We start from the raw sequence: 22,790 nt of genomic DNA, 5'->3' as shown, positions 1-22,790 counted from the left end.
ATTCACCAGGCTGGCCGGGCAACCGGCCAGCCTTTTCTTTTTTGACCGCCATGCGTTCTGAACGATGGGGCCTGACGGCCTTGCTGGTGGTGACCCTGGTCTGGGGCACCACCTTTCCCGCCATGAAGCTGCTCTCAGCGCAACTGGATGCGCTGCAGATCATCTGGGGCCGCTTTGCGATTGCGCTGCTGGTGCTGGCACCCTTGTGGTGGGGCATGCGGCGCAGCGAGCGGCGCTGGGGACTGCTGTTGGGGGCGCTGCTGTTCCTGGCGTTCTGGCTGCAGATCGAGGGACTGGCGCGCACCAGCAGCAACCGCAATGCCTTTGTGACCGGCCTGAACGTGCTGGTGGTGCCCATCATTGCCATGGCGGCACTGGGGCGGCGCTACGGATGGCGGTTGTGGGCGGCCTGCGCCCTGGCCTGCGCGGGCATGGCCTTGATGTTCCATGAAAACGAGCCCTGGAACCTGGGCGACTCGCTCACGCTGGCCAGCACGGTGTTTTATGCGATCTACATCCTGACGCTGGAGGAAAGTGCGCGTCGCACGCTGCTGCAACCCCTGCGCGCCACGCGCATGGCAGCGGCACAGGCCAGCGTGATGCTGGCCGCCTCGACGGCGCTGCTGTTGCTGCGTGGTGGCGAACTGCCGCTGGCAAGGCTGCCGTCGCTGGACGCAGAGGCCCTGATGGCACTGTTGTACCTGGGTCTGCTGGCGAGTGTGGTGGTGGTGACGTTGCAGGCCTGGGGTCAACAGCGCGTGGATGCCATGCGCAGTGCCATCGTCTTTGGATTGGAACCAGTGTTTGCCGCACTCACGGCCTGGGCGCTGCTGGGCGAACACCTGGGTTGGGCCGGCTGGGGAGGTGCCGCCATGATCGTCACCGCCCTGGTGTTCAGCCAGTCCCAACCGGCCCCCAGGGTCGTCATCAAGGCGCAGTGAGTGGCACGTCGGCCACGGGGCGCGGCTTGCCCAGCGGCGCCGACGCCAGGCCCTTGCGCACGGCGGCCATGTCTTCTTCACTGGGGTATTCGCCCAGCAACCAGTAGTCGAACACCCGGCGCACGATGGGCGCTGCATGGGCCGCGCCAAAACCGGCGTTTTCGACAATCGCGGCCACCGCGATGCGCGGTGCATCGGCCGGTGCAAAGGCAATGTAGAGCGAATGATCGCGTTGGCGCTCTTCCATCCGGGCCGCGTTGTAGCGGTCCTTCTGGCCAATGGTGACGGCCTGCGCCGTGCCGGTCTTGCCCCCCGAAAGGTAACGCGCCCCGGCAAAAACACGTGTGGAGGTGCCGCTTTGCGTCACCCCCACCATGGCCTTGCGCACTACATCGACATGGGCGGGCCGGTAGCCCAGATCCACCCCGGGCACCTGGGGCAGGGCCGTGGTCTCGCGCGAGACCGCATCCACCATGGCCTTGCCCAGGTGGGGCTGGTAGCGCGTCCCCCCATTGGCCAGCGTGGCAGTGGCCAGGGCCAGTTGCAGCATGGTGAAGTTGTTGTAGCCCTGCCCAATGCCCAGTGAGATCGTCTCTCCGGCGTACCACTTCCTCTGCTCGGGGCGCCGGTAGGCCTCGCGCTTCCAGGCCTGGCTGGGCAAGACGCCGCGCAGTTCGCCCTGCAAGTCGATGCCCGTGATCTGACCAAAGCCCAAGGGCTTCATGAAGTCGTGCATGGCATCCACGCCCATGTCATTGGCAAGCTGGTAGTAGTACACGTTGCTCGATTGCACGATGCTGCGGTGCATGTCCACAGCGCCCAGCCCATGGTCCCCATGACTGCGGAACACATGGCCGCCAAAGGTCCAGGAACCGCCATCGTGCGTGATGGCAGACGGTGTGCGCTTGCCCGTTTCCAGTGCCGCCATGGCCATGAAGGGCTTGTAGGTAGAGCCCGGCGGGTAGGTACCACGCAGCGCCCGGTTGAGCAGCGGCTTGTCGATCGACGTGTTCAGGGCATTCCAGTTGTCCACGTCGATGCCCTCCACAAACAGGTTGGGATCGAAGGTGGGCTTGCTCACCAGCGCCAGCACCTCGCCGTTGCGCGGATCGATGGCCACCAGGGCGCCCCGGCGCTCACCATAGAGCTCCTCCACCATTTTCTGGAGCTTGATGTCCAGCGACAGCACCACGGTCTTGCCTGGTGTGGCAGGAAAGCTGTTGAGCTTTCGCACGGCACGCCCACCCGCCGAGGTCTCCATCTGCTCCACCCCCGTGGTGCCGTGCAACGGCCCCTCAAAGCTCTGCTCGATGCCCAGCTTGCCGATGTACTCGGTGCCACGGTAGTTGGCTTCGTCCTCGGAATCCTGAATTCGCGCTTTCTCCGCCTGGTTGATGCGGCCGATGTAGCCGATGGCGTGGCTGCCCACCTCGCCCAAGGGATAGTTGCGGAACAGGCGTGCCTTCACATCCACACCCGGGAAACGGTAGCGCTGCGCCGTGAAGCGGGCCACCTCCTCATCGCTCAGGCGGGTACGGATGGGCAAGGATTCGAAGCCCTTGGTCTCTTCCATGAGCCGCTTGAAGCGGCGCCGATCCCGCTGCTGGATTTCGATGATCTCGGCCAGGCCGTCGATGGTTTGCTCCAGATGATCCACCTTGGAAGGCGTGATCTCCAGCGTGTAGGCCGAATAGTTGGTGGCCAGCACCACACCGTTGCGGTCCAGAATGAGACCGCGGTTGGGCACGATGGGCACCACCGCCGTGCGGTTGCTTTCGGCCTGGTCTGCCAGGTCGTCGTGGCGATGCACCTGCAGGAACACCAACCGCACCACCAACAAGCCCAGCGCCAGCAGCACCACCAGGCCCAGCACCACCACCCGGACGCGAAAGCGGCGCGCTTCGGCTTCGACGTTGCGCAGTTCAGTCATCGCTCAGCCCCGCTCCTGGAAAGCACGGCGATCACGGAAGCTTGTCCTGCCCATCGACCGAGCGGCGCTGCGGCGCCAGCAGCATCCAACTGACCACGGGCCACAAGAGGGCCTCCAACAAAGGCGCCAGCACGACACCCCAACCCGGCATGCCCCGCGCCGCCAGAAGGCCTGCCAACACGTAGGCCGTGTGGGCGGCCGCGAACAGACCCACCATCTGCCAGGGCTGCTGCAACGGACGCAGCCACAACACCCGCCGATGGAACACGCGGGTCCCGTACATCAGCACGGTGTAGGCCAGAGCGTGCTGGCCCAGCAGGGAAGACTGGTGCACATCCATGCACAAGCCCAGCACAAAACCGATGCCCATGCCCACGCGCCATGGCTGGTGCACGCCCCAGAAAGCCAGGGCAAGAATCAGCGCATCGGGCATCCAGACCATGGGCCCCAAAGGCAGCAGGTTGATGGCCAAGGCCAACAGCAGACTGGCCGTGATGAAGCCTGGGTTGACGGGCAGCAGCAGTTGCTGCCCACGGGGCATGATCATGCGCAGCCTCCATCAGCACAAGCTGTGCCGCCTGACGTCCACCGCGAGCGCCTGCACATCATTTACGCCCCTTCTTGCGAACAGGGGCTTCCTCGACCGTGGGCTCCGGGCGCTGGGGCAGCCGCAAAGCTTCCGGTTGCAGCACCAGCACATGGCGCGCCCCTTGGGTGGCGGCAACCGGCTCACAGTAGATGCGCGCAAACGCCGAGTCCGCCCGGCGTTCCACACGCACCACACGGGCTACGGGCAGGCCTGCAGGATAGACACCATCGAGGCCATTGGTTGCCAGCACATCCCCGTCTTGTACATCGGCATTGGCCGAGACAAAGCGCAGCTCCATGCCACCGCCGTGGCTGGCCACCGGGTCGCCATACGCCACCCCCCGCGCACCCGTGCGCGCATTGAGCACGGGAATCGCCTGGTCCCGGTCGGTGACCAGCGTGACCTCGCTCACAAACGGAAAGACCCGCGTGACCTGGCCCAGCACCCCCACGCCATCCAGCACGGGAGAGCCCGGCTGCACACCAGCATCCTGCCCCCGGTCCAGCATGACCCGGCGGGTGTAGGGATCGGCCGTTTCATAGAGGATCTGCGCTGCCAGCGAGGGCACTGCCAGCCGCTCGCGCAGGCCCAGCAGTTTGCGCAGCGCCTCGTTCTCCTGGGCCAGGGTGTCCGATTGGTGGGCCTGCAAGGCCTGCCGTGCCATCTGCGCACGCGCCGCCTCGGCCTGGGCCTTGGCATCCTGCAGGGACTGGACGTACCCGGTTCCATGGCTGGCCCACTCCACTGGCTGGAGCATGAGCCACTGGGCGGGATACAGGATGGCAGCCACCGTCTTGCGCAGCGGGTCGGTGATGCGCAACCGGGTGTCTGCCACCATCAAAAACAGCGCCAACGCGCTGTAGAGCACCAATTGGGACAGGGCCGAAGGCCCCTGCCGGAACAAGGAAGGGGCGCTGCGTTCCAGGGTTCCGAGCGGCATGGGCGTTCTGGCGGTGCGGTGGCTTGGGCGCCCGACCCCACCAGCGCGCTGGATGGGTGGGGGCCAAGGGCCTTATTCGCTGGTGAAGATGCTGCCCGCGCGGTCCATGCGCTCCAGCGCGATGCCGCAACCGCGCACCACGCAGGTCAGCGGGTCTTCGGCCACCAGCACCGGCAGGCCGGTTTCCTCGGCCAGCAGGCGGTCCAGGTCGCGCAGGAGTGCACCACCGCCGGTCAGCATCATGCCGCGCTCGGCGATGTCGGCGCCGAGTTCAGGCGGCGTCTGCTCCAGGGCGTTCTTGACGGCCGAGACGATCTGGTTGAGCGGTTCGGTCAGGGCTTCCAGCACTTCGTTGGAAGAAATCGTGAAGCTGCGCGGCACGCCTTCGCTGAGGTTGCGCCCACGCACTTCCATCTCGCGCACTTCGGAGCCCGGGAAGGCGCTGCCGATCTGCTTCTTGATGGCTTCGGCCGTGGGCTCGCCGATCAGCATGCCGTAGTTGCGGCGGATGTAGCTGATGATGGCCTCGTCGAACTTGTCGCCACCCACGCGCACGCTGCCCTTGTAAACCATGCCGCCGAGCGAGATCACGCCCACCTCGGTGGTACCGCCGCCGATGTCCACGACCATGGAGCCGGAGGCCTCGGACACCGGCAGGCCGGCGCCAATGCCGGCGGCCATCGGTTCCTCGATCAGGTACACCGCCGTGGCGCCTGCGGCCTCGGCCGCATCCTTGATGGCGCGGCGCTCGACCTGGGTCGAGCCACAGGGCACGCAGATGATGATGCGCGGGCTGGGCGTGAGCAGCGAACGCGGATGCACCATCTTGATGAACTGCTTGATCATCTGCTCGGTGATCACGAAGTCGGCGATCACGCCGTCCTTCATCGGGCGGATGGCCTCGATGTTGCCGGGCACCTTGCCCAGCATGGCCTTGGCCTCGTGGCCCACGGCCTGGATCACCTTCTTGCCGTGCGGGCCGGTTTCGTGGCGGATCGCGACCACGGAAGGCTCGTCCAGCACGATGCCTTTGTCGCGGGCGAAGATCAGGGTGTTGGCGGTGCCAAGGTCAATGGCAAGATCGGTGGAGAGATACCGACGGAAAGCTCCGAACATTCAAAAATCCTCTCGGGCAGGGCAGGCGCTTCGGCTTGCCATCGCCGGTTTTGTGGCATTCAAATTGACTCTATTGCGCGCAACTGCCTGCTAACAGACAGCCTTGTGCAGCCTCGTGCGGCAAAGGCGGGATAATACCGCATCCCCTGTGAATAACTCACCCCGGAAATCCCGTTGTTCAAGCTTTACATCCGGTTTCTGTAGGTACCCCTCTCTATGGCACTGACACCCCAGGACATTGGCCGCATCGCCCATTTGGCACGGCTCGAACTCGCACCCCAGGAAAGTGAGCGCATGCTTACCCAGCTGAATGGTTTTTTTGACATCGTGGAACGGATGCGGGCTGTGGATACCCAGGGCGTGGAGCCGCTGGCCCACCCGGTGGCCGCCATCCAGGATGTGCAGCTGCGCCTGCGCGAAGACGTGGCCAGCGAGCCCAACCAACGCGAAGCCAACCAGCAAAGCGCACCGGCCGTCGAACGCGGCCTGTTCCTGGTGCCCAAAGTGATCGAGTGAGCCCCGCATGACCCAACCCGCATTGCACGACCTGGGCGTGGCCCAGCTCGCCACCGAACTGCGCGAACGCCGCGTCTCCGCCGTCGAGGCCGCCCAGCACTTCCTGGATCGCGCCCAAACGCACCAGCACCTGGGCGCCTTCGTGGCCCTGAACGAAGAAGCCACCCTGGCCCAGGCACGCGCCGCCGACGCGCGCCTTGCCGCCGGCACGGCTGGCGCCCTGGAAGGCGTGCCGCTGGCGCACAAGGACATTTTCGTCACGCGCGACTTCCCCAGCACCGCAGGCTCCAGGATGCTGGCGGGCTATCGCTCGCCGTTTGACGCCACCGTCGTCACCCGCCTGGCACAGGCGGGCTGCGTGACGCTGGGCAAGCTCAACTGCGACGAGTTCGCCATGGGCTCGGCCAACGAAAACTCCGCCGTCGCCCCGGTGGGCTTTGACGCCCCGGCCCCCGTGCGCAACCCCTGGGACACCAGCCGCATCCCTGGCGGCTCGTCGGGCGGCAGCGCCGTGGCCGTGGCCGCGCGCCTGGCGCCCGCCGTGACCGGCACCGACACCGGCGGCTCGATCCGCCAACCGGCCTCGTTCTGCGGCATCACCGGCATCAAGCCCACCTATGGCCGCGCCAGCCGCTACGGCATGATCGCCTTCGCCTCCAGCCTGGACCAGGCCGGCCCCATGGCCCGCTCAGCCGAGGACTGCGCACTGCTGCTCTCCGCCATGTGCGGCCCGGATCCGGACCGCGATTCGACCTCGCTGGACCTGCCCGTCGAGAACTTCAGCGCCAAGCTTCATGAGAGCCTCGACGGCCTGCGCATCGGCATCCCGGCCGAATTCTTCGGCGAGGGCCTGGCGCCCGACGTGCGCGCCGCCGTCGATGGCGCGCTGAAGGAATACGAGAAGCTCGGCGCGAAGCTGGTGCCCATCAGCCTGCCGCGCACCGAGCTGTCGATCCCGGTGTACTACATCATCGCCCCGGCCGAGGCCTCGTCCAACCTCTCGCGCTTCGACGGCGTGAAGTTCGGGCACCGTGCCAAGGACTACGGCGACCTGCTCGACATGTACAAGAAGACCCGCGCCGAAGGCTTTGGCGACGAGGTCAAGCGCCGCATCATGATCGGCGCCTACGTGCTCTCGCACGGCTACTACGACGCCTACTACCTGCAGGCGCAGAAGATCCGCCGCATGATCGCCGACGACTTCCAGAACGCCTTCAAGGACTGCGACCTGATCGCCGGCCCCGTGGCGCCCAGTGTGGCCTGGAAACTCGGCGAGCATGGCAGCGACCCGCTGGCCGACTACCTGGCCGACATCTTCACGCTGCCGGGCTCGCTGGCCGGCCTGCCCGGCATGAGCGTGCCCGCAGGTTTTGGCGAGGGCGGCATGCCCGTGGGCCTGCAGCTGATCGGCAACTACTTTCAAGAGGCGCGCCTGCTCAACGCAGCCCACCGCCTGCAGCAGGCCACGGATTTCCACCTGCGCAGTCCGCTCTGAAAACCATAGCTACCAGCGCTTGATAGCAAACAAATTCAGCATCAAATCATGCTGAAACCCAATTAAATCAAGCGCTGGCAGCTCCTCTTTTTGATAGCCAAGGACAGCTCCCCATGTCTGCGAAACTGATCCACGGGTACGAAGTCGTCATCGGCTTCGAGACCCACACCCAGCTGGCCACGCACAGCAAGATCTTCAGCCGCGCCAGCACCGCCTTCGGCGCCGAGCCCAACACCCAGGCCTGCGCCGTGGACCTGGCCCTGCCCGGCACCCTGCCCGTGATGAACCGCGAGGCCGTGGCCTGCGCCATCAAGCTGGGCCTGGCCCTGGGCTCGCATATCGCGCCCCGGAGCATCTTCGCGCGCAAGAACTACTTCTACCCCGACCTGCCCAAGGGCTACCAGATCAGCCAGTTCGAGATCCCGGTGGTGCAGGGCGGCGAGGTGAGCTTCTTCCTCGGCGACGAGAAGAAGACCGTGCGCCTGGTGCGCGCCCACCTGGAGGAAGACGCCGGCAAGTCGTTGCACGAAGAATTCCACGGCATGAGCGGCATCGATCTCAACCGCGCCGGCACGCCGCTGCTGGAGATCGTGACCGAGCCCGACATCCGCTCGACCGAAGAGGCCGTGGCCTACGCCAAGGAACTGCACAAGATCGTCACCTGGATCGGCATCTGCGACGGCAACATGCAGGAAGGCTCGTTCCGCTGCGACGCCAACGTGTCCGTGCGCAAGCCCGGCCAGCCGCTGGGCACACGCCGCGAGATCAAGAACCTCAACAGCTTCAAGTTCATGCAGCAGGCGATCGACTACGAGATCCGCTGGCAGATCGAGGAGCTGGAGGACGGCCGCGCCATCGAGCAGGCCACCGTGCTGTTCAACCCCGACACGGGCGAGACGCGCGCCATGCGCACCAAGGAAGACGCGGCCGACTACCGCTACTTCCCCGACCCGGACCTGCCGCCGCTGGTGATCGCGCCCGAATGGGTGGAAGCCACGCGCGCGCAGATGACCGAGCTGCCCCGCACCATGGCAGCGCGCTTCGTGCAGGACTACGGCCTGCCCGAATACGACGCCACCACGCTCACGCAGAGCAAGGCCATGGCCAGCTATTTCGAAGCGGCAGCACAGGCCAGTGGCCAAGCCAAGCTGGCCAGCAACTGGATCATGGGCGAAGTGTCACGCCGCCTCAACAGCGAAGAAATCGGCATCGAGGATGCCAAGGTTGACAGCGCAAAGCTGGCCACGCTCATCCAGCGCATCAGCGACGGTACGATCAGCAACAATGCTGCACGCCAAGTATTCGATGCGTTGTGGAGCGGCGAGGCCAGCGAGGTCGATGCCGTCATCGAGGCCAAGGGCCTCAAGCAGATGAATGACAGCGGCGCCCTGGAAAAAATCATCGACGAGGTGATCGCAGCCAACCCCGACAACGTGGCGCAGTTCAAGGCGGGCAAGGACAAGGCCTTCAACGCCCTGGTAGGCCAGGCCATGAAAGCCAGCAAGGGCAAGGCCAACCCGGCACAGGTCAACGAACTGCTGCGCAAACGCCTGGAAGGCTGAAACGAGGGAAGTGGCAGGCGGGCGGCCGCGCCACGCAGGCCGCCAGAAGGCTCAGCGTGAGGCCGCAGGCACCGTGGCTGTGGCGGCCTGTGGCGGAACCACGCGCGCTGCCCACAGCTCCTTGAGCTGTGCCAGCTCGGCATCAAAGCGCTGGTGCACGCGGCGTTTTTCCTGGTCCTGCCCCGAAATGAAGCGCTGCTGCTCGGCCATTTCTTCGGTGTTTTCGAGCAACTGGCGCTGCAAGTGCATGGGGGCCTTGGCGGGGTCCTTGCGGTAGAACTCCATCTCCACGTCGATCTTCTTGCGCCGCTCCTGCAACTCGGCAATGCGCTTCTTTGCGGTGGCCGTGACTTCATCGACATGCGCGATGGCGGTGGCGCGCTCGGCGTCGTGGGCGGCCTTGTCGGGGTAGCGCGCCAGCAGCACACGCTCGCGGCGGCGCTCCTCGGCAATGCGGTTGCGCTCCTCCAGGTCCTTGCGCCGCTGGACTTCCAGGGCTTCACGCTCGTGCTCGGTGAGCGTGGGGCCGATCACGCGTCGGACGGTGCCCGTGGGGCCCAGTTCGCGCTGCTCACGGTCTATGCACTCGGGTATGGGGCGGTCTGAGGTCAGGCGCCGGCCATTTTTGTCCACACAGGAGTAGATGCCCGACCCAGGCACCACCGCCTGCGCGCAGGCAGCAGAACCCAGAGCCGCCAGCAGCAGGCCCAAAACCGCAGGACATCCGCGAAGATGGTTCAATGCATCATCCTTGGTGGACACCGTAACGCTGGCGGTAGGCCAACACCCTTTCATGGTGGGGCGCCATTTCGCCGTCGCCATGGTGCGATAGATAAAGCAATAAGTCTGCCAGTGTAGCGATAGCGCAGACCTTCAGCCCCAATTGCTCGCGCACGTACTGCACGGCACTGTACGGCACATCCTGGCCATTCTCGGTGGCTTTTTCCTGGCGGTCCAGCGCAATGGCCACAGCATGGGGCGTGGCGCCTGCGCTGCGGATCAGGGCAATGGATTCGCGCGCTGCCGTTCCTGCGGACATCACATCGTCCACGATCAGCACGCGCCCGCGCAATGGCGCACCCACCAGCGTGCCGCCCTCGCCGTGGTCCTTGGCTTCCTTGCGGTTGTAGGCAAAGGGCACATTGCGGCCCAGGCGCGCCAGTTCCACCGCCACGGTGGCGGCCAGGGGAATGCCCTTGTACGCCGGGCCGAACACCATGTCGAATTCGATACCGCTGGCCAGCAGGGCTTTTGCATAGAATTGCGCGAGGCGGCCCAGCTTGGCGCCATCATCGAACAGCCCGGCGTTGAAAAAATACGGGCTCATGCGGCCCGCCTTGGTTTTGAACTCGCCAAACCGCAGCACGCCGGACTCCACGGCAAACCGCACAAAATCCTGCGCCAGACCGTCTTGCGAACCGGTGGGCGTGCCTTGATCGACCATGGAGTGATTCCCTTGTTCCGTTTAACCAGCCTCAACCTCAACGGCATCCGCTCCGCCGCCACCAAGGGCGTGGAGCCCTGGATCGCCGCCACCGTCCCGGATTGTATTTGCGTGCAGGAAGTCAAGGCCCAGGCGGCCGATGTCCAGGGGCGCTTCGAGCAGTTGGCGGGCCTGCAAGGCCATTTCCATTTTGCCGAGAAGAAGGGCTACTCGGGCGTGGGTGTTTATACCCGGCACGAACCCAGCGATGTGATCGCCGGCTTTGGCAGCCCCGAGTTCGACGCCGAAGGCCGCTACCTGGAACTGCGCTTTGACACACCCCAGCGCAAGCTGTCCATCATCAGCGCGTACTTTCCCAGCGGCTCCTCGGGCGAAGAGCGGCAGGAGGCCAAGTTCCGCTTTCTGGAGCAGTTCCACCCACACCTCATGCGCGCCAAGGCGCAACGGGAATTCATCCTGTGCGGCGACGTGAACATCGCGCACCAGCAGATCGACCTGAAAAACTGGCGCAGCAACCAGAAAAACAGCGGCTTTTTGCCCGAAGAGCGCGCCTGGATGACAAAGTTGTTGCACACAACTGACCCAGACGGCGGTCTGGTGGACGTTTACCGCCAGCTCCACCCCCACACCACCGACGAGGCCTACACTTGGTGGAGCAACCGGGGCCAGGCCTGGGCCAAGAACGTGGGCTGGCGGCTGGATTACCACCTGGCATCCCCCAGCCTGGCCACTACAGCCCGCACGGCCCAGGTGTACAAGGCGCAGCGCTTCAGCGACCATGCGCCGCTGACCATCGACTACGACTTTGCTCTGTAACGCCGGGACGGCAGGGCGCCAGCCACCCCCTCCTGGTTGCATGTTGTAACCTGTAGGGCTGTATCCACCGACGGCCCCACGCCATGGCAGACACCACCACGCAGGACACCGCCTCCAGCCAGTATTTCGAGCCCCGCAACACCGACGAGCTGTGGGACCTGGTGACTTCGCCGCACCCCGTGGTGGGCAGGGCACGGCATTTGGGCGAAGCGCTGATCAACGCGGGCATGCTCCAGCCCACCGATTTGATGCAGAGCCTGCGCATGCAGCAGAGCGAGCGCGACCGCGGGCGCCAGCGGCCCATCGGTCAGATCCTGACGGAACTGGGGCTGGTATCGCAGGATCAGTTGCGCCAGGCGATTGCCGCCTGGCTGGGCGAGTATGTGGTGCACCCCGGCCACTTGCAGCCCGACCCGGTGGCCGTGGCGCTGGTGCCGCGCTCCGTGGCCGAGCGCGAGTCGGTACTGCCGCTGCTGGCGCGCGATGACGCGCTGGTGGTACTGATGGCCGACCCCTACGACCGCGCCTTGCTCGACGAACTGCGCTTCCTGAGCCAGCGCCGCCTGGTGCCGCTGCAGGCCGCCCCCGGCACGCTGATGCCCGCCATTGCCAAGGCCTACAGCGTGCATACCGACGCCCCCAAGGAGGGCAACGCCAATGGGGCCGCACGCAACGGCGCGACAGGCAACGCCAGCGCGGCGGCGCGCCCCAGCTCGCAAGAGCTGGTCAGCAACCTCAACAGCATGGCGCCGGACTCCGACGCCGTGGCGACGGATGTGGTGACCGAATCGGACAACACGCTGGTGCGGCTGATCAACTCCATCATCGACGAAGCCATTGCGCACCGTGCGTCGGACATCCACATCGAGACCGAACCCGCGCCCGGCAACGTGCGTGTGCGCCTGCGCATCGATGGCGACCTGGTGCCCTACCTGGAGCTGCCCGCACGTTTTCGCTATGCCATGGTGGCGCGCATCAAGATCATGGCCACCATGGACATTTCCGAGCACCGCAAACCGCAGGACGGCAAGATCGACTTCTCGCGCTTTGGCGGGCCGCCGGTGGAGCTGCGCGTCGTCACGGTGCCCACCTCGCGCGGCCTGGAGGACGTGGTGCTGCGCCTGCTGGCCGGTGCCAAGCCGCTGCCGCTGGAGAACATTGGCCTGAGCCCGACCAACCTGCAGGCGCTGCGCGAGATGGTGAAGAAGCCCTACGGTCTGGTGCTGGTGGTGGGCCCCACGGGCTGCGGCAAGACGACCACGCTGCATTCGGTGATCCGCGATCTCAACACCTCCAACCGCAAGATCTGGACGGCCGAAGACCCGATCGAAATCACCCAGAGCGGTCTGCGCCAGGTGCAGATGAACGCGCGCATCGGCTGGACCTTCGCGGCGGCCATGCGCACCTTTCTGCGCGCCGACCCCGACGTGATCATGATCGGCGAAATGCGCGACGAGGAGACCGCGCGCATCGCCATCGAGGCCTCGCTCACGGGCCACCTGGTGCTGTCCACCCTGCACACCAACTCGGCGCCCGAGAGCATTGCACGCCTGCTGGAGATCGGGCTGGACCCGTTCAACTTCTCGGACTCGCTGCTGGCCATCCTGGCCCAGCGCCTGGTGCGCCGCCTGTGCACCCAGTGCCGCGAACCCCATGCCGCCCACCACGACACGCTGCAAGCCATGGCTTCGCAGTACCTGGAGAGCAGCGCCGCCAACAGCGCCGAAGCGCGCGATGCGCTCATCGCACGCTGGCGCAAGGCCTACGGCAAGGACGACGGCAGCATCACGCTGTGGCGCCGCCAGGGCTGCCCTCAGTGCGAATCGCACGGCTACAAGGGCCGCATGGGCATCCACGAGCTGATGCTGAGCGACGAGCCCATCCGCCAGCACATCCGCCACCGCTCCTCGGCCACCGAAATCCGCCTCTCGGCGCTCGCCGCAGGCATGAAGACACTGCGCCAGGACGGAATCGAGAAAGTGCTGCAAGGCCTGACCGACATGTCCGAAGTGACGGCGGCCACCAACCTGTGAGCCGCGCGCCGGGGCGCGCTATGCGACCGGGCCGCAGCGGTCCAACGGCACCTGCAAGCCCACCTTGAGGCAGCCCAGCGCGACCGAGGTGCGAAAGCGCCGCACGTTGTCGTCGCCACCGAACAGACGCCCGGTCAGCGCCTCGTAGTCGGCCATGGTGGAGGCGGTGATGACCAGCAGGTAGTCCGCCTCGCCGGTGATGGCGTAGCACTGCTGCACCGCCGGTTCGCCTGCAATGCGCTGGCGCAGGCCAGCCGTGCGCAGCGGGTGTTCGTCGTGCACATGCACCTCCACCAGCAACGTGAGCGGGCGCCCCAACAGGCTGGCGTCGAGTTGGGCTGCCTCGGCCCGCACCACCCCGCTCTCGCGCAGGCGCCGGATGCGCCGCTGCACAGCCGGAGCCGACAGATGCACGGCCTGCGCGATCTCGCGCTGCGGCGTGGTGTTGTCACGCTGCAGGATGTCGAGGATGGCGAGGTCGAAGGCGTCGAGCTTCAAAGGATCGGCGGCGGGCATATGGGAGCGAAAGTTGCGTGAAAAACCCAGAAATAGAGCAGAAGACGCAAGGGTAGCGCAATATATTTTCCGCATGTCGTCTTCTTTGCGTACCTCTGCGTTCATTCCGCTGCTGGCCATTTTCGGCTCGGTCACCTTCCTCGGCCTGGGCACCTCGTGGGCCAAGCACACGCTGTTTCCGCTGGTCGGCGCGCAGGGCACCACGGCCGTGCGCGTGGGCTTTTCGGCACTGCTGCTCCTGCTGCTGTGGCGCCCCTGGCGCTGGCGCCTCACACGCGCGGACCTGCGCGCCATCGCCTGCTACGGCGCCGCGCTGGGTGGGATGAACCTCATGTTCTACCTGTCGCTGCAGACGCTGCCCTTCGGCGTGGCCGTGGCCATTGAGTTCTCCGGGCCGCTGGCGGTGGCTGTGCTGTCGTCGCGCCGGGCGCTGGACTTCGTCTGGGTGCTGCTGGCCGTGGCCGGGCTGGGCCTGCTGCTGCCGCTGGGGCACGACGTGAGCACGCTGGACCCACTGGGCGTGGCGTACTCGCTGGTGGCAGCCGTGTGCTGGGCGACCTACATCCTGTTCGGCAAGCGGGTCGGGCATTTGCATGCAGGCCTGTCGGTCTCGCTGGGCCTGACAGTGGCTGCGCTGGTGGTGCTGCCCGTGGGCTTGGCGCATTCCGGCATGGCATTGTTGTCCTGGCAAGTGCTGGCGGTGGGGCTGGGCGTGGCCGCCATCTCCAGCGCGGTGCCGATCTCGCTGGAGATGGTGGCGCTCAAGCGCCTGCCGCCGCAGGCCTTCGGCATCATGATCAGCATGGAGCCCGCCGTGGCCGCCGTGCTGGCACTGGGGCTGCTGGACGAGCGCCTGAGCGTCATGCAGTGGCTTGCCATCGGGCTCATCGTGATGGCCTCGGTGGGTTGCGCCGCCACGGCACGCACGGCGCCCCAGGAGAGTCGGCGCAGCGGTGCAGCCTCCGCGCCTACACTTGCGCCCTGAGCCGGTCACCCGGCATCCTGCAACCCCGCTTTCCGTCCCCATGCTGCGCTACCTCACCGTTCCCGTCACGCCCTTCCAGCAAAACTGTTCCATCGTCTGGTGCGATGCCACCGGCCAGGCTGCCGTCATCGACCCGGGCGGCGATCTCGACCTGCTGCTGGCAGAAATCCAGCGCCTGGGGCTCACGCTCAGCCAGATCTGGCTCACGCACGCGCACATCGACCACGCCGGCGGCACGGGCGAGCTGGCCGAGCGACTGCAACTGCCCATCGTCGGGCCACATCCGGGCGATCAGTTCTGGATCGATGGCCTGCCGCAGCAGAGCGCGATGTTTGGCTTTCCGCCCGCGCAGCACTTCACGCCCACGCGCTGGCTGGCCGATGGCGACACGGTGCAGATCGGCAACGAGACGCTGGCCGTGCGCCACTGCCCAGGTCACACGCCGGGCCATGTGGTGTTCCACGCACCACAGATCGAGCGCTGCTTTGTGGGCGACGTGCTGTTCGCTGGCAGCATTGGCCGCACCGATTTTCCCCAGGGCAACCACCAGCAGTTGATCGACAGCATCACGCAGCGCCTGTGGCCCATGGGGAACCAAACGGTATTCATTCCCGGCCATGGGCCTGAGAGCAGCTTCGGCCGCGAGCGCCAGAGCAACCCCTATGTGGGTGGCACTTGAAACTTCAATGGTTTTTGGCCTCTAGCGCCCGTGGATAAAGCGCTGACAGCTATCAATTCAATAGCATTCAGCCATTCTGGCGCGCGGCTTCGTACAGGCCCTGGACCTTGGGCACGTTCTGCTGCAGCTCACGGATGCGGTCGGGCCCGCTGGGGTGGGTGGAGAGGAAGGCCAGGCCGTCCTTGCCGCCCGTGGCCTGGCCCATCTTCTGCCACAGGCTCACGCTGGCGGCGGGCTGGAAGGCCGCACGGGCAGCCAGCTCCAGGCCCACCAGGTCGGCCTCGCTCTCGTCACCGCGGCTGAACTTGAGCGTGAGCAACTGCCCGCCCAGGTTGGCGGCCAGCTGCCCCACGTCGCCCAGGCCCAGCAACTGCGCGCCCAGGCGCAGGCCCAGGTTTGTGGCCTGGGTCTTAGCCAGGCGCTCGCGGGCGTGCTCGCGCAGTGCGTGGGCCATCTCGTGGCCCATGATCATGGCGGCCTCGTCGTCGGTCAGGCGCAACTGATCCAGGATGCCGGTGAAAAACGCAATCTTGCCGCCTGGCATGCAGAACGCATTGATCTGCTTGCTGGCAATGAGGTTGACCTCCCAGCGCCAGTGGCGCGCCCGGTCATTCCATGGCGTGGTGAAAGGGATGAGGCGCCGTGCGATGGCGTGCAGGCGCGCAAGCTGCGGATGACCGGACGGCACCAGCGCCCCCTGCGCCCGGGCCTGGGCCAGCAACTGGCTGTACTGCTGGGTGGCCGAGGACTCCAGCGTTTCGGCCGGCACCAGGCGGCGCATGCCCGAGGCCGAACCCACCTCCACCTGGGCCAGCGCAGGCGCAGCAGCCCCGGCGGCGGCGGCCAGCACAAAGGCGCGCCGCGCCTGCCAGGGGGACGATGAGGCTACGGAAGGAGCGGGGCAAAGAAAGCACATGCGGGAATAATAGTCAAAACACCACACCCCATGCCGCCCACCACCACGCCTTCTCCCACCGCACCGCGCATGTCCTGGCTCCAGACGCTGCGCGTGTACCTCGAACCCGCCAGCCTGCGCATGCTGACGCTCGGCTTTTCGGCTGGCCTGCCGTTGCTGCTGGTGCTGGGCACGCTGAGCTTTCGCCTGCGCGAGGCAGGCATCGACCGCAGCACCATCGGGCACCTGAGCTGGGTGGGCCTGGCCTATGGCTTCAAGTGGGCCTGGGCGCCGCTGGTGGACCGGCTGCCGCTGCCACTGCTCACCCACACGCTGGGGCGGCGGCGCAGCTGGCTGCTGCTGTCGCAGTGCCTGGTGGTGGTGGGGCTGGTGGGCATGGCGCTGACCGACCCGCGCCAGGCGCTGGGCCCCGTGGTGGCCTGTGCGTTGATGGTGGCCTTCGCCTCGGCCACGCAGGACATTGCGCTGGACGCCTTCCGCATCGAATCGGCCGACGCCAACCACCAGGCGGCCCTGGCTGCCGCCTACCAAACGGGCTACCGGCTGGCGATGATCTGGGCCGGTGCCGGGGTGCTGTGGATTGCCGCGCGTGCCGAAGCCCCCGCACTGGCAGGCGCGGCCGCCGCTGCAACGGGCGCCGCGGCCTACCAGAACGGCGCCTGGCAGACGGCCTACCTGGTGATGGCGGCCTCCATGGCTGTGGGCATGGTCACGGTGCTGTTCTCGCGCGAGCCCCGGCCTGTGGAGCTGCCCCCGGCACGCAACGCGGCCGAATGGCTGCGCGGCGCCCTGCTGGAGCCGTTTGCCGACTTTGTGCGCCGCTACCGCTGGCAGGCGGCGCTGATCCTGGCGTTGATCGCCGTGTACCGCATCAGCGATGTGGTGATGGGCATCATGGCCAACCCCTTCTACGTGGACATGGGCTACACCAAGGACGAGGTGGCCGCTGTGACCAAGGTGTACGGCGTGGTGATGACGCTGGTCGGCGCCTTTGTGGGCGGCTCGCTCGCCATGCGCTTTGGCGTGATGCGCATCCTGATGCTGGGCGCCCTGCTGAGCGCCTGCACCAACCTGCTGTTTGCCTGGCTGGCGGGCCATGGGCACGATGTAACGGCGCTCATCGCCGTGGTCTCTGCCGACAACCTGGCCAGCGGCATTGCGTCGGCGGCCTTCATTGCCTACCTCTCCAGCCTGACCAACGTCAGCTATTCGGCCACACAATACGCGCTGTTCAGCTCGATGATGCTGCTGCTGCCCAAGTTCGTGGCGGGCTTTTCGGGCGACTACGTCAACGCCTTTGGCTACGCACAGTTCTTTGCGTCCACCGCATTGCTGGGCCTGCCGGTGCTGGGACTGGTGTGGATAGCATCCAAGGCCAAATCGGCCTCCAGCGCCTAATACATAAGCACAAGCAGCTATAAAATACATAGCAAAAGTAACCGTGAAGCTGCGCCACGTTTACCTGTGCTTTACGCCAAGGACAAGGGGACATGACAGGTAGCAGGCATGATGCCCCCATCCTCCCACTCTGAGCACCCCCTTTGCTGACGCCATGAGCACCTCCTTGCTGATGATCGAAGACGACCTGCGCTTGGCCCAGATGGTGGGGGAGTACCTGGGCCAGTCGGGCATGCAGCTCGCGCACTGCCCCGACGCCGCCAGCGGCCTGGCGCGCCTGCAGGGACAGGACGGCGGCACACTGCCCGAGCTGGTCATCCTCGACCTCATGCTGCCCGACATGGACGGGCTGGAAGTCTGCCGCCGCATCCGCGCGCTGCCCGGGCCGGTGGCGCAGATGCCGGTGCTGATGCTCACGGCCAAGGGCGACCCCATGGACCGTGTCATCGGCCTGGAGATCGGCGCCGACGACTACCTGCCCAAGCCCTTCGAGCCGCGCGAGCTGCTGGCACGCATCCGCGCCCTGCTGCGGCGGCGCAACGCAGGCGCGGCGCCCGTCGCCCACGTACTGCGCTTTGGCACGCTGGAGATCGACCGCGATGCGCGCAGTGTCTCGGTGGCGGGCCAGGCGGCCGATCTGACCTCCTACCAGTTCGACCTGCTGGTGGCCCTGGCCGAGCGTGCCGGCCGCGTGCTCACGCGCGACCAGATCATGGAAGCCGTGCGCGGGCGCGAGCTGGAGGCCTTTGACCGATCCATCGACGTGCACATGGGCCGCATCCGCGCCGCCATCGAGCAAGACCCCAAAAACCCGCGCCGCATTCTCACGGTGCGCGGCGTGGGCTATGTGTTTGCCAAGCAGCAGGAGTGATGTGAACACCCCCCTGCGTCGCTTCGCGCCTTCCCCCCTCTCCTGCGGGAGGGGGGACGACGCCAGTGGCCTGGCAAAGCCAGTTCCACGGCGTCTGCTGGCCTGGGCAGCGCCAGTATCTTGCCCCCGTGACTGGGCACCGCGCACACGGTGATCGATATGTCGATGCTCCGCTCCATCTCCCGCACCTTTTCGCAGCGCCTGTACCTGCGCATCTGGCTGGCCGTGGTCGGGGGCGTGGCGGTGCTCACGTTGGTGGTGGGCTGGGCCTGGCGCACGGCGGCAGAGCAGAACGCGCTGCGCATTGCTCCCCCTGCGCGGGAGGTGGTGCTGCGCGATCTGCAGGGCCGCGTGGTGCTGCAAGGCACGGCCACACGCCAGCCGCAACATCCATCGGAAGGGGTGCTCTACCAGTTGCAGACCACCGACGGTCGAACCTTCGAGCTGGAGTTGGAGCCCCGTTTTCAAGGGCGCGAGCGCATGGATCGCCGCGAGCGCCATGAGCGCGCAGCCGCCCTGCGCGCACCGCCCCCTCCGCAGAGCCTGGCCTTCTGGACGCGGCCACCGTTTGGCTTCCTGTGGATGCTGGTGCTGGTGGGGCTGGCTGTGGCGTTGGGGGTGTTTCCCATCATCCGTCGCCTGATGTCGCGCCTGGAGGTACTGCAGCGCGGAGTGCAGCGCTTTGGCGAAGGCGATCTGGCAGCCCGCGTGCCCGTGCAGGGCCACGATGAGGTGGCCGATCTGTCACGCCAGTTCAATGCTGCGGCGGGGCGCATCGAAGCGCTGCTGCGTTCGCACAAGTCGCTGCTGGCCAACGCATCGCACGAGCTGCGCTCACCGCTGGCACGCATCCGCATGGGCATGGAACTGATGCAGGACGGTGCGCCATCGGCCAGTGCGCGGGCCGAGATCCTGCGCAACATCGCCGAGCTCGACCAGCTCGTGGACGAAATCCTGCTGGCCAGCCGCCTGGACGCGCGCGAGGCCGATGTGGGCTCGTTCGAGGCGGTGGATCTGGTGGGGTTGGCCGCAGAGGAATGCGCACGCTCCGGCGCGGAGCTGGATGCAGGCAACCAGCCGCTGGAAGTGCATGCCGTGGCCAAGCTGCTGCGCCGCGCGCTGCGCAACCTGTTGGAAAACGCCCGCCGCTACAGCGATGGCACCGTGAGCGTCAGCCTGCACCTGCAAGGGGGCATGGCAGAAGTGCGGGTGTGCGATCAGGGGCCGGGCGTGCCCGCAGAGTTGCGCGAACGCATCTTCGAACCCTTCTACCGCCTGCCCGGCGCCAGCGAGCGCGCCGGTGGCGTGGGCCTGGGCCTGGCCCTGGTGCGCTCCATCGCAGGGCGCCACCAAGGCACCGTGCACTGCGAGGGCAACCCGCAGGGCCAGGGCGCCTGTTTTGTGCTGCGCCTGCCCATCACCCCGCTTGCCTAGACGCTCCCCCCGTGGCCGCGCTGATGGCCGCGGATGGCCGCCATGAAGAACAGGACCATGAACAGATAGATCATGTTGCCGTTGAAATGCGCGAGGTACACCTGTGTCAATCCGAAACCCAGGTACGCCAGCGGAAAAAGCATGCCCGCCAAACGCAGGCACAATGCCTCGGGGTCTATCGTTCCATCGGGGCGCTGCACCCGGGCCTGCGTGGGCCAGAACAAGGCCAGAGGGACGGCATAGAACAGCAGCAGGCCCACCAGCCCAATCACACCGCGTTTGACAAACATATCAAACCACTCGTTGTGCGCATGGCCGTAGTACAGGACCGAAGGGGGAGCCTCCCCTTTTTCCACACGCAGACGCTTTTGCTCGGCGTATCCCGCCTCGCCCCAGCCCGTCAGCGGCTTTTCCAGCCCCATGTCCCAGGCCAGTTTCCAATGGGCCAGCCGGTGGCCCACGGAGTTGTCGGCCTCACCGTTCTTGACAAACCCCGCCACCTCGTCACGCGCCAGGCTCCAGCGCTCCTGCAGGTACGAGGACTGGTGCCACAGCAAGGCCATCACCACGGCCAGCAAGCCAAGTACGGCATAGATGAATCGATGGTTCGCCACATAGCGATAAATCAACCACAGCAGCGGAACCATGCACAAGACCAGGGCGACCCAGCCGCCACGCGTCTGAGAAAGCAAGGAGCCCAGGACGCCCAGGAAGACGCAGGCCAGCATCAGCGCCGAGCGGCGCCAGCTCCAGCGCTCATGGAAAACCGCCCACTGAACCCAGCAGATGAGCCCAAACAGCCCGGACATGTTTCCGTACTGAATGACACCACTGCTGCTTTGGTGGGCCGCGTCGTACCAGGCTCTTTCGTACCCCAGGACAAAGATATCGTAGGAGGCCCTCAGCCCACCGAAGGCAGCACCCACCGCAATGCCCCAAAGCAGCCATCGCCCCTTGGGGGGGTACAAAAAGGCAACAGGAATGCATGCCAGCGCCAGCACATAGCGGAACGGCTTGTTCAGCGCCGACAGCCCACGGTCAAGGTCGGCGCCAAAAATCCACACGGCACCCATCACCGCAAACACCAAGGCCAGCCAGACGGCCGATCTATCGCTCAAACGCTCCTTGGCCCATAGGGGAAAGGATGCCATCGCGAAAACAATGAAGATAGCCGCCCCATAGGCGTAGCCCGAGGGCAGCAGCAAGGTCAAGGCGCCCAGCAAGAATGCCGACACCGAAGCCAGTTGGGAAGTAAGAAGCGTTGTCGCGCGGACTGGAAGCACGGATATTCCCGGCCGATCATCGGTATCAATGACCGCCCGTCTTCACTCCCGCCGCAAGCGCGTATTGGGTGCCGCAATAGGGGCAGGCAACCACTTGTCCGGGTTTCGCGCTCAGGTACACCTTTGGATGACCACTCCACTGCTTGACGGCCGCCTTGGGGTTGGGGCAAGGGAAATTGCCTTGCCCATCCAGGTCCTCGGCATTCAATTGAATCGCTTTGTTCTCGCTCATGATTCACATCACCATTTCACTATGATTTCAAGATTCGGCCCGTATCAAGGCCCGCAGGCACATCACGCACCCGCCTTCACCACCACGGACCGCTCACGCTGGTAAAAGGAAAAGATCTCGGCAACGCTCGTTTCCACAGCGTACTTGCGCAGGTCCTTTTGCCGGCGGAGCGGCCTTTCCTCAAACGCATCCCGCAAAGCCTTGGCCAATGCAGCCGGGTCTTCCACGGGCACGATGGTCTCCACCACGTCATCGGCCAGATGCCGGGCGCCCTCGGTCGCGGTCGCAATGATAGGCAGGCCCGCCGCAGCGGCCTCCAGCATCACCAACCCAAAGGACTCCTCGCGGGCGGAGCTCACAAACACATCAAATGCGGCAAGCCAGTCCTGAGGCTTTTCAGCAAAACCCACAAACAACACGCCGGGTACCTTGCGCTGTTTCAAGGCTTCGACCTCGGCCCCCTGTCCCACAATCACCAGACAAGCCCCAGGCAACGCAGCCATCTCGAAGGCATCCAAAAGTACGTCCAGGCCCTTGGTGTGCTCCACACGCCCCACAGAGCCCAGAACCCAGGCATCCTCCGCAATGCCGTGGCGCGCCCGCATGAGCGCGCGCGCGCCAGGGCTGGGTGCATACGGCAGCGTCCAGTTGTTGATATGGACCGTATGGGCGCGCAGTTGCGATGGCACTTCCTTCAGCTGCCAGGGCGCGATGGCGACCAGCGCGTCGAGGTTCTGGTGCTGCTGTGGCTTGTACCGCATGTGCAATGTAGCCACACGCAAAACCGTTCCACGCAGATCCTGAAGGCCCCCGAGGGCCTTGCAACCATCGCTCAAATGGGCATGCGCCACATCGGGCCTCAAGCGACGTATCCAACGGCGCGCCTGCCAACGCCCCAGCCACCGCCCCACCCAGAGGATCTTCACCCGCGGATCGACCTTGTGGGAATAGCCCGTGGGACGATCGCGGTGCGCCGTCCTGCGCAGGATGAGGGTGACATCGTGGCTTGCAGACTGTGCATTGGCCAGCTCAATGGCGTAACGCTCGCTCCCGGCAAATCGGTTGGTCAGGATGACGTGGACGATACGCATACC

General features: G+C 66.0%; 22 protein-coding genes. 11 read left to right on the top strand and 11 right to left on the bottom strand.

Features of this window, described 5'->3' with window-relative positions; all coding sequences use genetic code 11:
* Window positions 1-50: 50 nt before the first annotated feature.
* A complete protein-coding gene (locus GWK50_RS00310) occupies window positions 51-941 on the top strand; it encodes a DMT family transporter (RefSeq protein WP_162014753.1) in 891 nt (296 codons plus the stop codon).
* Here GWK50_RS00310 and mrdA read toward each other — a convergent pair.
* The 4 genes from mrdA to GWK50_RS00290 all read right to left on the bottom strand — a co-directional run bounded on the left by mrdA (window position 928) and on the right by GWK50_RS00290 (window position 5,516).
* Window positions 928-2,871, bottom strand: a complete 1,944-nt coding sequence (gene mrdA, locus GWK50_RS00305) for a penicillin-binding protein 2 (protein ID WP_162014752.1) — start codon at window positions 2,869-2,871, stop codon at window positions 928-930. The genes GWK50_RS00310 and mrdA overlap by 14 nt on opposite strands.
* Before the next feature lie 31 nt (window positions 2,872-2,902).
* Entirely contained in the window at window positions 2,903-3,418 is a 516-nt protein-coding gene (mreD, locus tag GWK50_RS00300) for a rod shape-determining protein MreD (protein ID WP_162014751.1), read from the bottom strand.
* A 58-nt stretch (window positions 3,419-3,476) separates the two neighbouring features.
* Entirely contained in the window at window positions 3,477-4,400 is a 924-nt protein-coding gene (mreC, locus tag GWK50_RS00295; protein ID WP_162014750.1) for a rod shape-determining protein MreC, read from the bottom strand.
* Window positions 4,401-4,472: 72 nt separating this feature from the next.
* Window positions 4,473-5,516 (bottom strand): rod shape-determining protein, encoded by a 1,044-nt coding sequence (locus GWK50_RS00290; RefSeq protein ID WP_162014749.1) that lies wholly within the window; start codon window positions 5,514-5,516, stop codon window positions 4,473-4,475.
* 216 nt (window positions 5,517-5,732) lie between these two features.
* Here GWK50_RS00290 and gatC point away from each other — a divergent pair, with 216 nt between their 5' ends.
* The 3 genes from gatC to gatB all read left to right on the top strand — a co-directional run bounded on the left by gatC (window position 5,733) and on the right by gatB (window position 9,089).
* A complete protein-coding gene (gatC, locus tag GWK50_RS00285) occupies window positions 5,733-6,032 on the top strand; it encodes an Asp-tRNA(Asn)/Glu-tRNA(Gln) amidotransferase subunit GatC (RefSeq protein ID WP_162014748.1) in 300 nt (99 codons plus the stop codon).
* A gap of 7 nt (window positions 6,033-6,039) precedes the next feature.
* Entirely contained in the window at window positions 6,040-7,527 is a 1,488-nt protein-coding gene (gene gatA, locus GWK50_RS00280; protein WP_162014747.1) for an Asp-tRNA(Asn)/Glu-tRNA(Gln) amidotransferase subunit GatA, read from the top strand.
* A 113-nt stretch (window positions 7,528-7,640) separates the two neighbouring features.
* Window positions 7,641-9,089, top strand: a complete 1,449-nt coding sequence (gene gatB, locus GWK50_RS00275; RefSeq protein ID WP_162014746.1) for an Asp-tRNA(Asn)/Glu-tRNA(Gln) amidotransferase subunit GatB — start codon at window positions 7,641-7,643, stop codon at window positions 9,087-9,089.
* Between the two features lie 51 nt (window positions 9,090-9,140).
* Here the strand turns inward: gatB and GWK50_RS00270 are convergent, their stop codons facing one another.
* Both GWK50_RS00270 and pyrE read right to left on the bottom strand, forming a co-directional pair.
* Complete coding sequence (locus GWK50_RS00270) at window positions 9,141-9,794, bottom strand: DUF4124 domain-containing protein (protein ID WP_242455437.1); 654 nt, start codon at window positions 9,792-9,794, stop codon at window positions 9,141-9,143.
* 40 nt (window positions 9,795-9,834) lie between these two features.
* A complete protein-coding gene (gene pyrE, locus GWK50_RS00265; protein WP_162014744.1) occupies window positions 9,835-10,533 on the bottom strand; it encodes an orotate phosphoribosyltransferase in 699 nt (232 codons plus the stop codon).
* A gap of 12 nt (window positions 10,534-10,545) precedes the next feature.
* On the opposite strand from pyrE, the gene GWK50_RS00260 reads away from it, so the two are divergent.
* Together GWK50_RS00260 and GWK50_RS00255 are read left to right on the top strand one after the other, a co-directional pair.
* Window positions 10,546-11,349 (top strand): exodeoxyribonuclease III, encoded by an 804-nt coding sequence (locus GWK50_RS00260; protein WP_162014743.1) that lies wholly within the window; start codon window positions 10,546-10,548, stop codon window positions 11,347-11,349.
* Window positions 11,350-11,432: 83 nt separating this feature from the next.
* A complete protein-coding gene (locus GWK50_RS00255) occupies window positions 11,433-13,382 on the top strand; it encodes a type II/IV secretion system protein (protein WP_162014742.1) in 1,950 nt (649 codons plus the stop codon).
* Between the two features lie 18 nt (window positions 13,383-13,400).
* Here the strand turns inward: GWK50_RS00255 and GWK50_RS00250 are convergent, their stop codons facing one another.
* The gene (locus GWK50_RS00250; protein ID WP_162014741.1) at window positions 13,401-13,898 is read right to left on the bottom strand and encodes an Lrp/AsnC family transcriptional regulator; all 498 of its coding nucleotides are present in this window, start codon (window positions 13,896-13,898) and stop codon (window positions 13,401-13,403) included.
* A gap of 73 nt (window positions 13,899-13,971) precedes the next feature.
* Here GWK50_RS00250 and GWK50_RS00245 point away from each other — a divergent pair, with 73 nt between their 5' ends.
* Window positions 13,972-14,883, top strand: a complete 912-nt coding sequence (locus tag GWK50_RS00245) for an EamA family transporter (protein ID WP_162014740.1) — start codon at window positions 13,972-13,974, stop codon at window positions 14,881-14,883.
* A gap of 40 nt (window positions 14,884-14,923) precedes the next feature.
* The gene (locus GWK50_RS00240) at window positions 14,924-15,562 is read left to right on the top strand and encodes an MBL fold metallo-hydrolase (RefSeq protein WP_162014739.1); all 639 of its coding nucleotides are present in this window, start codon (window positions 14,924-14,926) and stop codon (window positions 15,560-15,562) included.
* A gap of 67 nt (window positions 15,563-15,629) precedes the next feature.
* On the opposite strand, the gene GWK50_RS00235 is transcribed toward GWK50_RS00240, so the two are convergent.
* Window positions 15,630-16,478, bottom strand: coding sequence for a M48 family metallopeptidase (locus GWK50_RS00235; protein ID WP_162014738.1), 849 nt, complete (start codon window positions 16,476-16,478; stop codon window positions 15,630-15,632).
* 69 nt (window positions 16,479-16,547) lie between these two features.
* Between GWK50_RS00235 and GWK50_RS00230 the strand changes: the two genes are divergently transcribed.
* The 3 genes from GWK50_RS00230 to GWK50_RS00220 all read left to right on the top strand — a co-directional run bounded on the left by GWK50_RS00230 (window position 16,548) and on the right by GWK50_RS00220 (window position 20,181).
* Window positions 16,548-17,876 (top strand): MFS transporter, encoded by a 1,329-nt coding sequence (locus tag GWK50_RS00230; protein ID WP_242455243.1) that lies wholly within the window; start codon window positions 16,548-16,550, stop codon window positions 17,874-17,876.
* 154 nt (window positions 17,877-18,030) lie between these two features.
* Complete coding sequence (locus GWK50_RS00225; RefSeq protein WP_162014736.1) at window positions 18,031-18,747, top strand: response regulator transcription factor; 717 nt, start codon at window positions 18,031-18,033, stop codon at window positions 18,745-18,747.
* A gap of 165 nt (window positions 18,748-18,912) precedes the next feature.
* Entirely contained in the window at window positions 18,913-20,181 is a 1,269-nt protein-coding gene (locus GWK50_RS00220) for an ATP-binding protein (protein ID WP_162017953.1), read from the top strand.
* Here GWK50_RS00220 and GWK50_RS00215 read toward each other — a convergent pair.
* The 3 genes from GWK50_RS00215 to GWK50_RS00205 form a co-directional block, all read right to left on the bottom strand.
* Complete coding sequence (locus GWK50_RS00215; protein ID WP_162014735.1) at window positions 20,178-21,416, bottom strand: O-antigen ligase family protein; 1,239 nt, start codon at window positions 21,414-21,416, stop codon at window positions 20,178-20,180. The two genes, GWK50_RS00220 and GWK50_RS00215, sit on opposite strands and share 4 nt — an antisense overlap.
* Window positions 21,417-21,489: 73 nt before the next feature.
* Complete coding sequence (locus tag GWK50_RS00210) at window positions 21,490-21,696, bottom strand: zinc-finger domain-containing protein (protein WP_162014734.1); 207 nt, start codon at window positions 21,694-21,696, stop codon at window positions 21,490-21,492.
* 62 nt (window positions 21,697-21,758) lie between these two features.
* On the bottom strand, window positions 21,759-22,787 hold the full coding sequence (locus GWK50_RS00205; RefSeq protein WP_162014733.1) for a glycosyltransferase: 1,029 nt from the start codon (window positions 22,785-22,787) through the stop codon (window positions 21,759-21,761).
* Window positions 22,788-22,790: the final 3 nt, after the last annotated feature.

Origin of the sequence: Acidovorax sp. 210-6 (assembly GCF_010020825.1) — a bacterium.
GTDB classification, from domain to species: Bacteria; Pseudomonadota; Gammaproteobacteria; order Burkholderiales; family Burkholderiaceae_C; genus Simplicispira; species Simplicispira sedimenti.
This window is presented reverse-complemented; position numbering and strand designations above follow the sequence as displayed.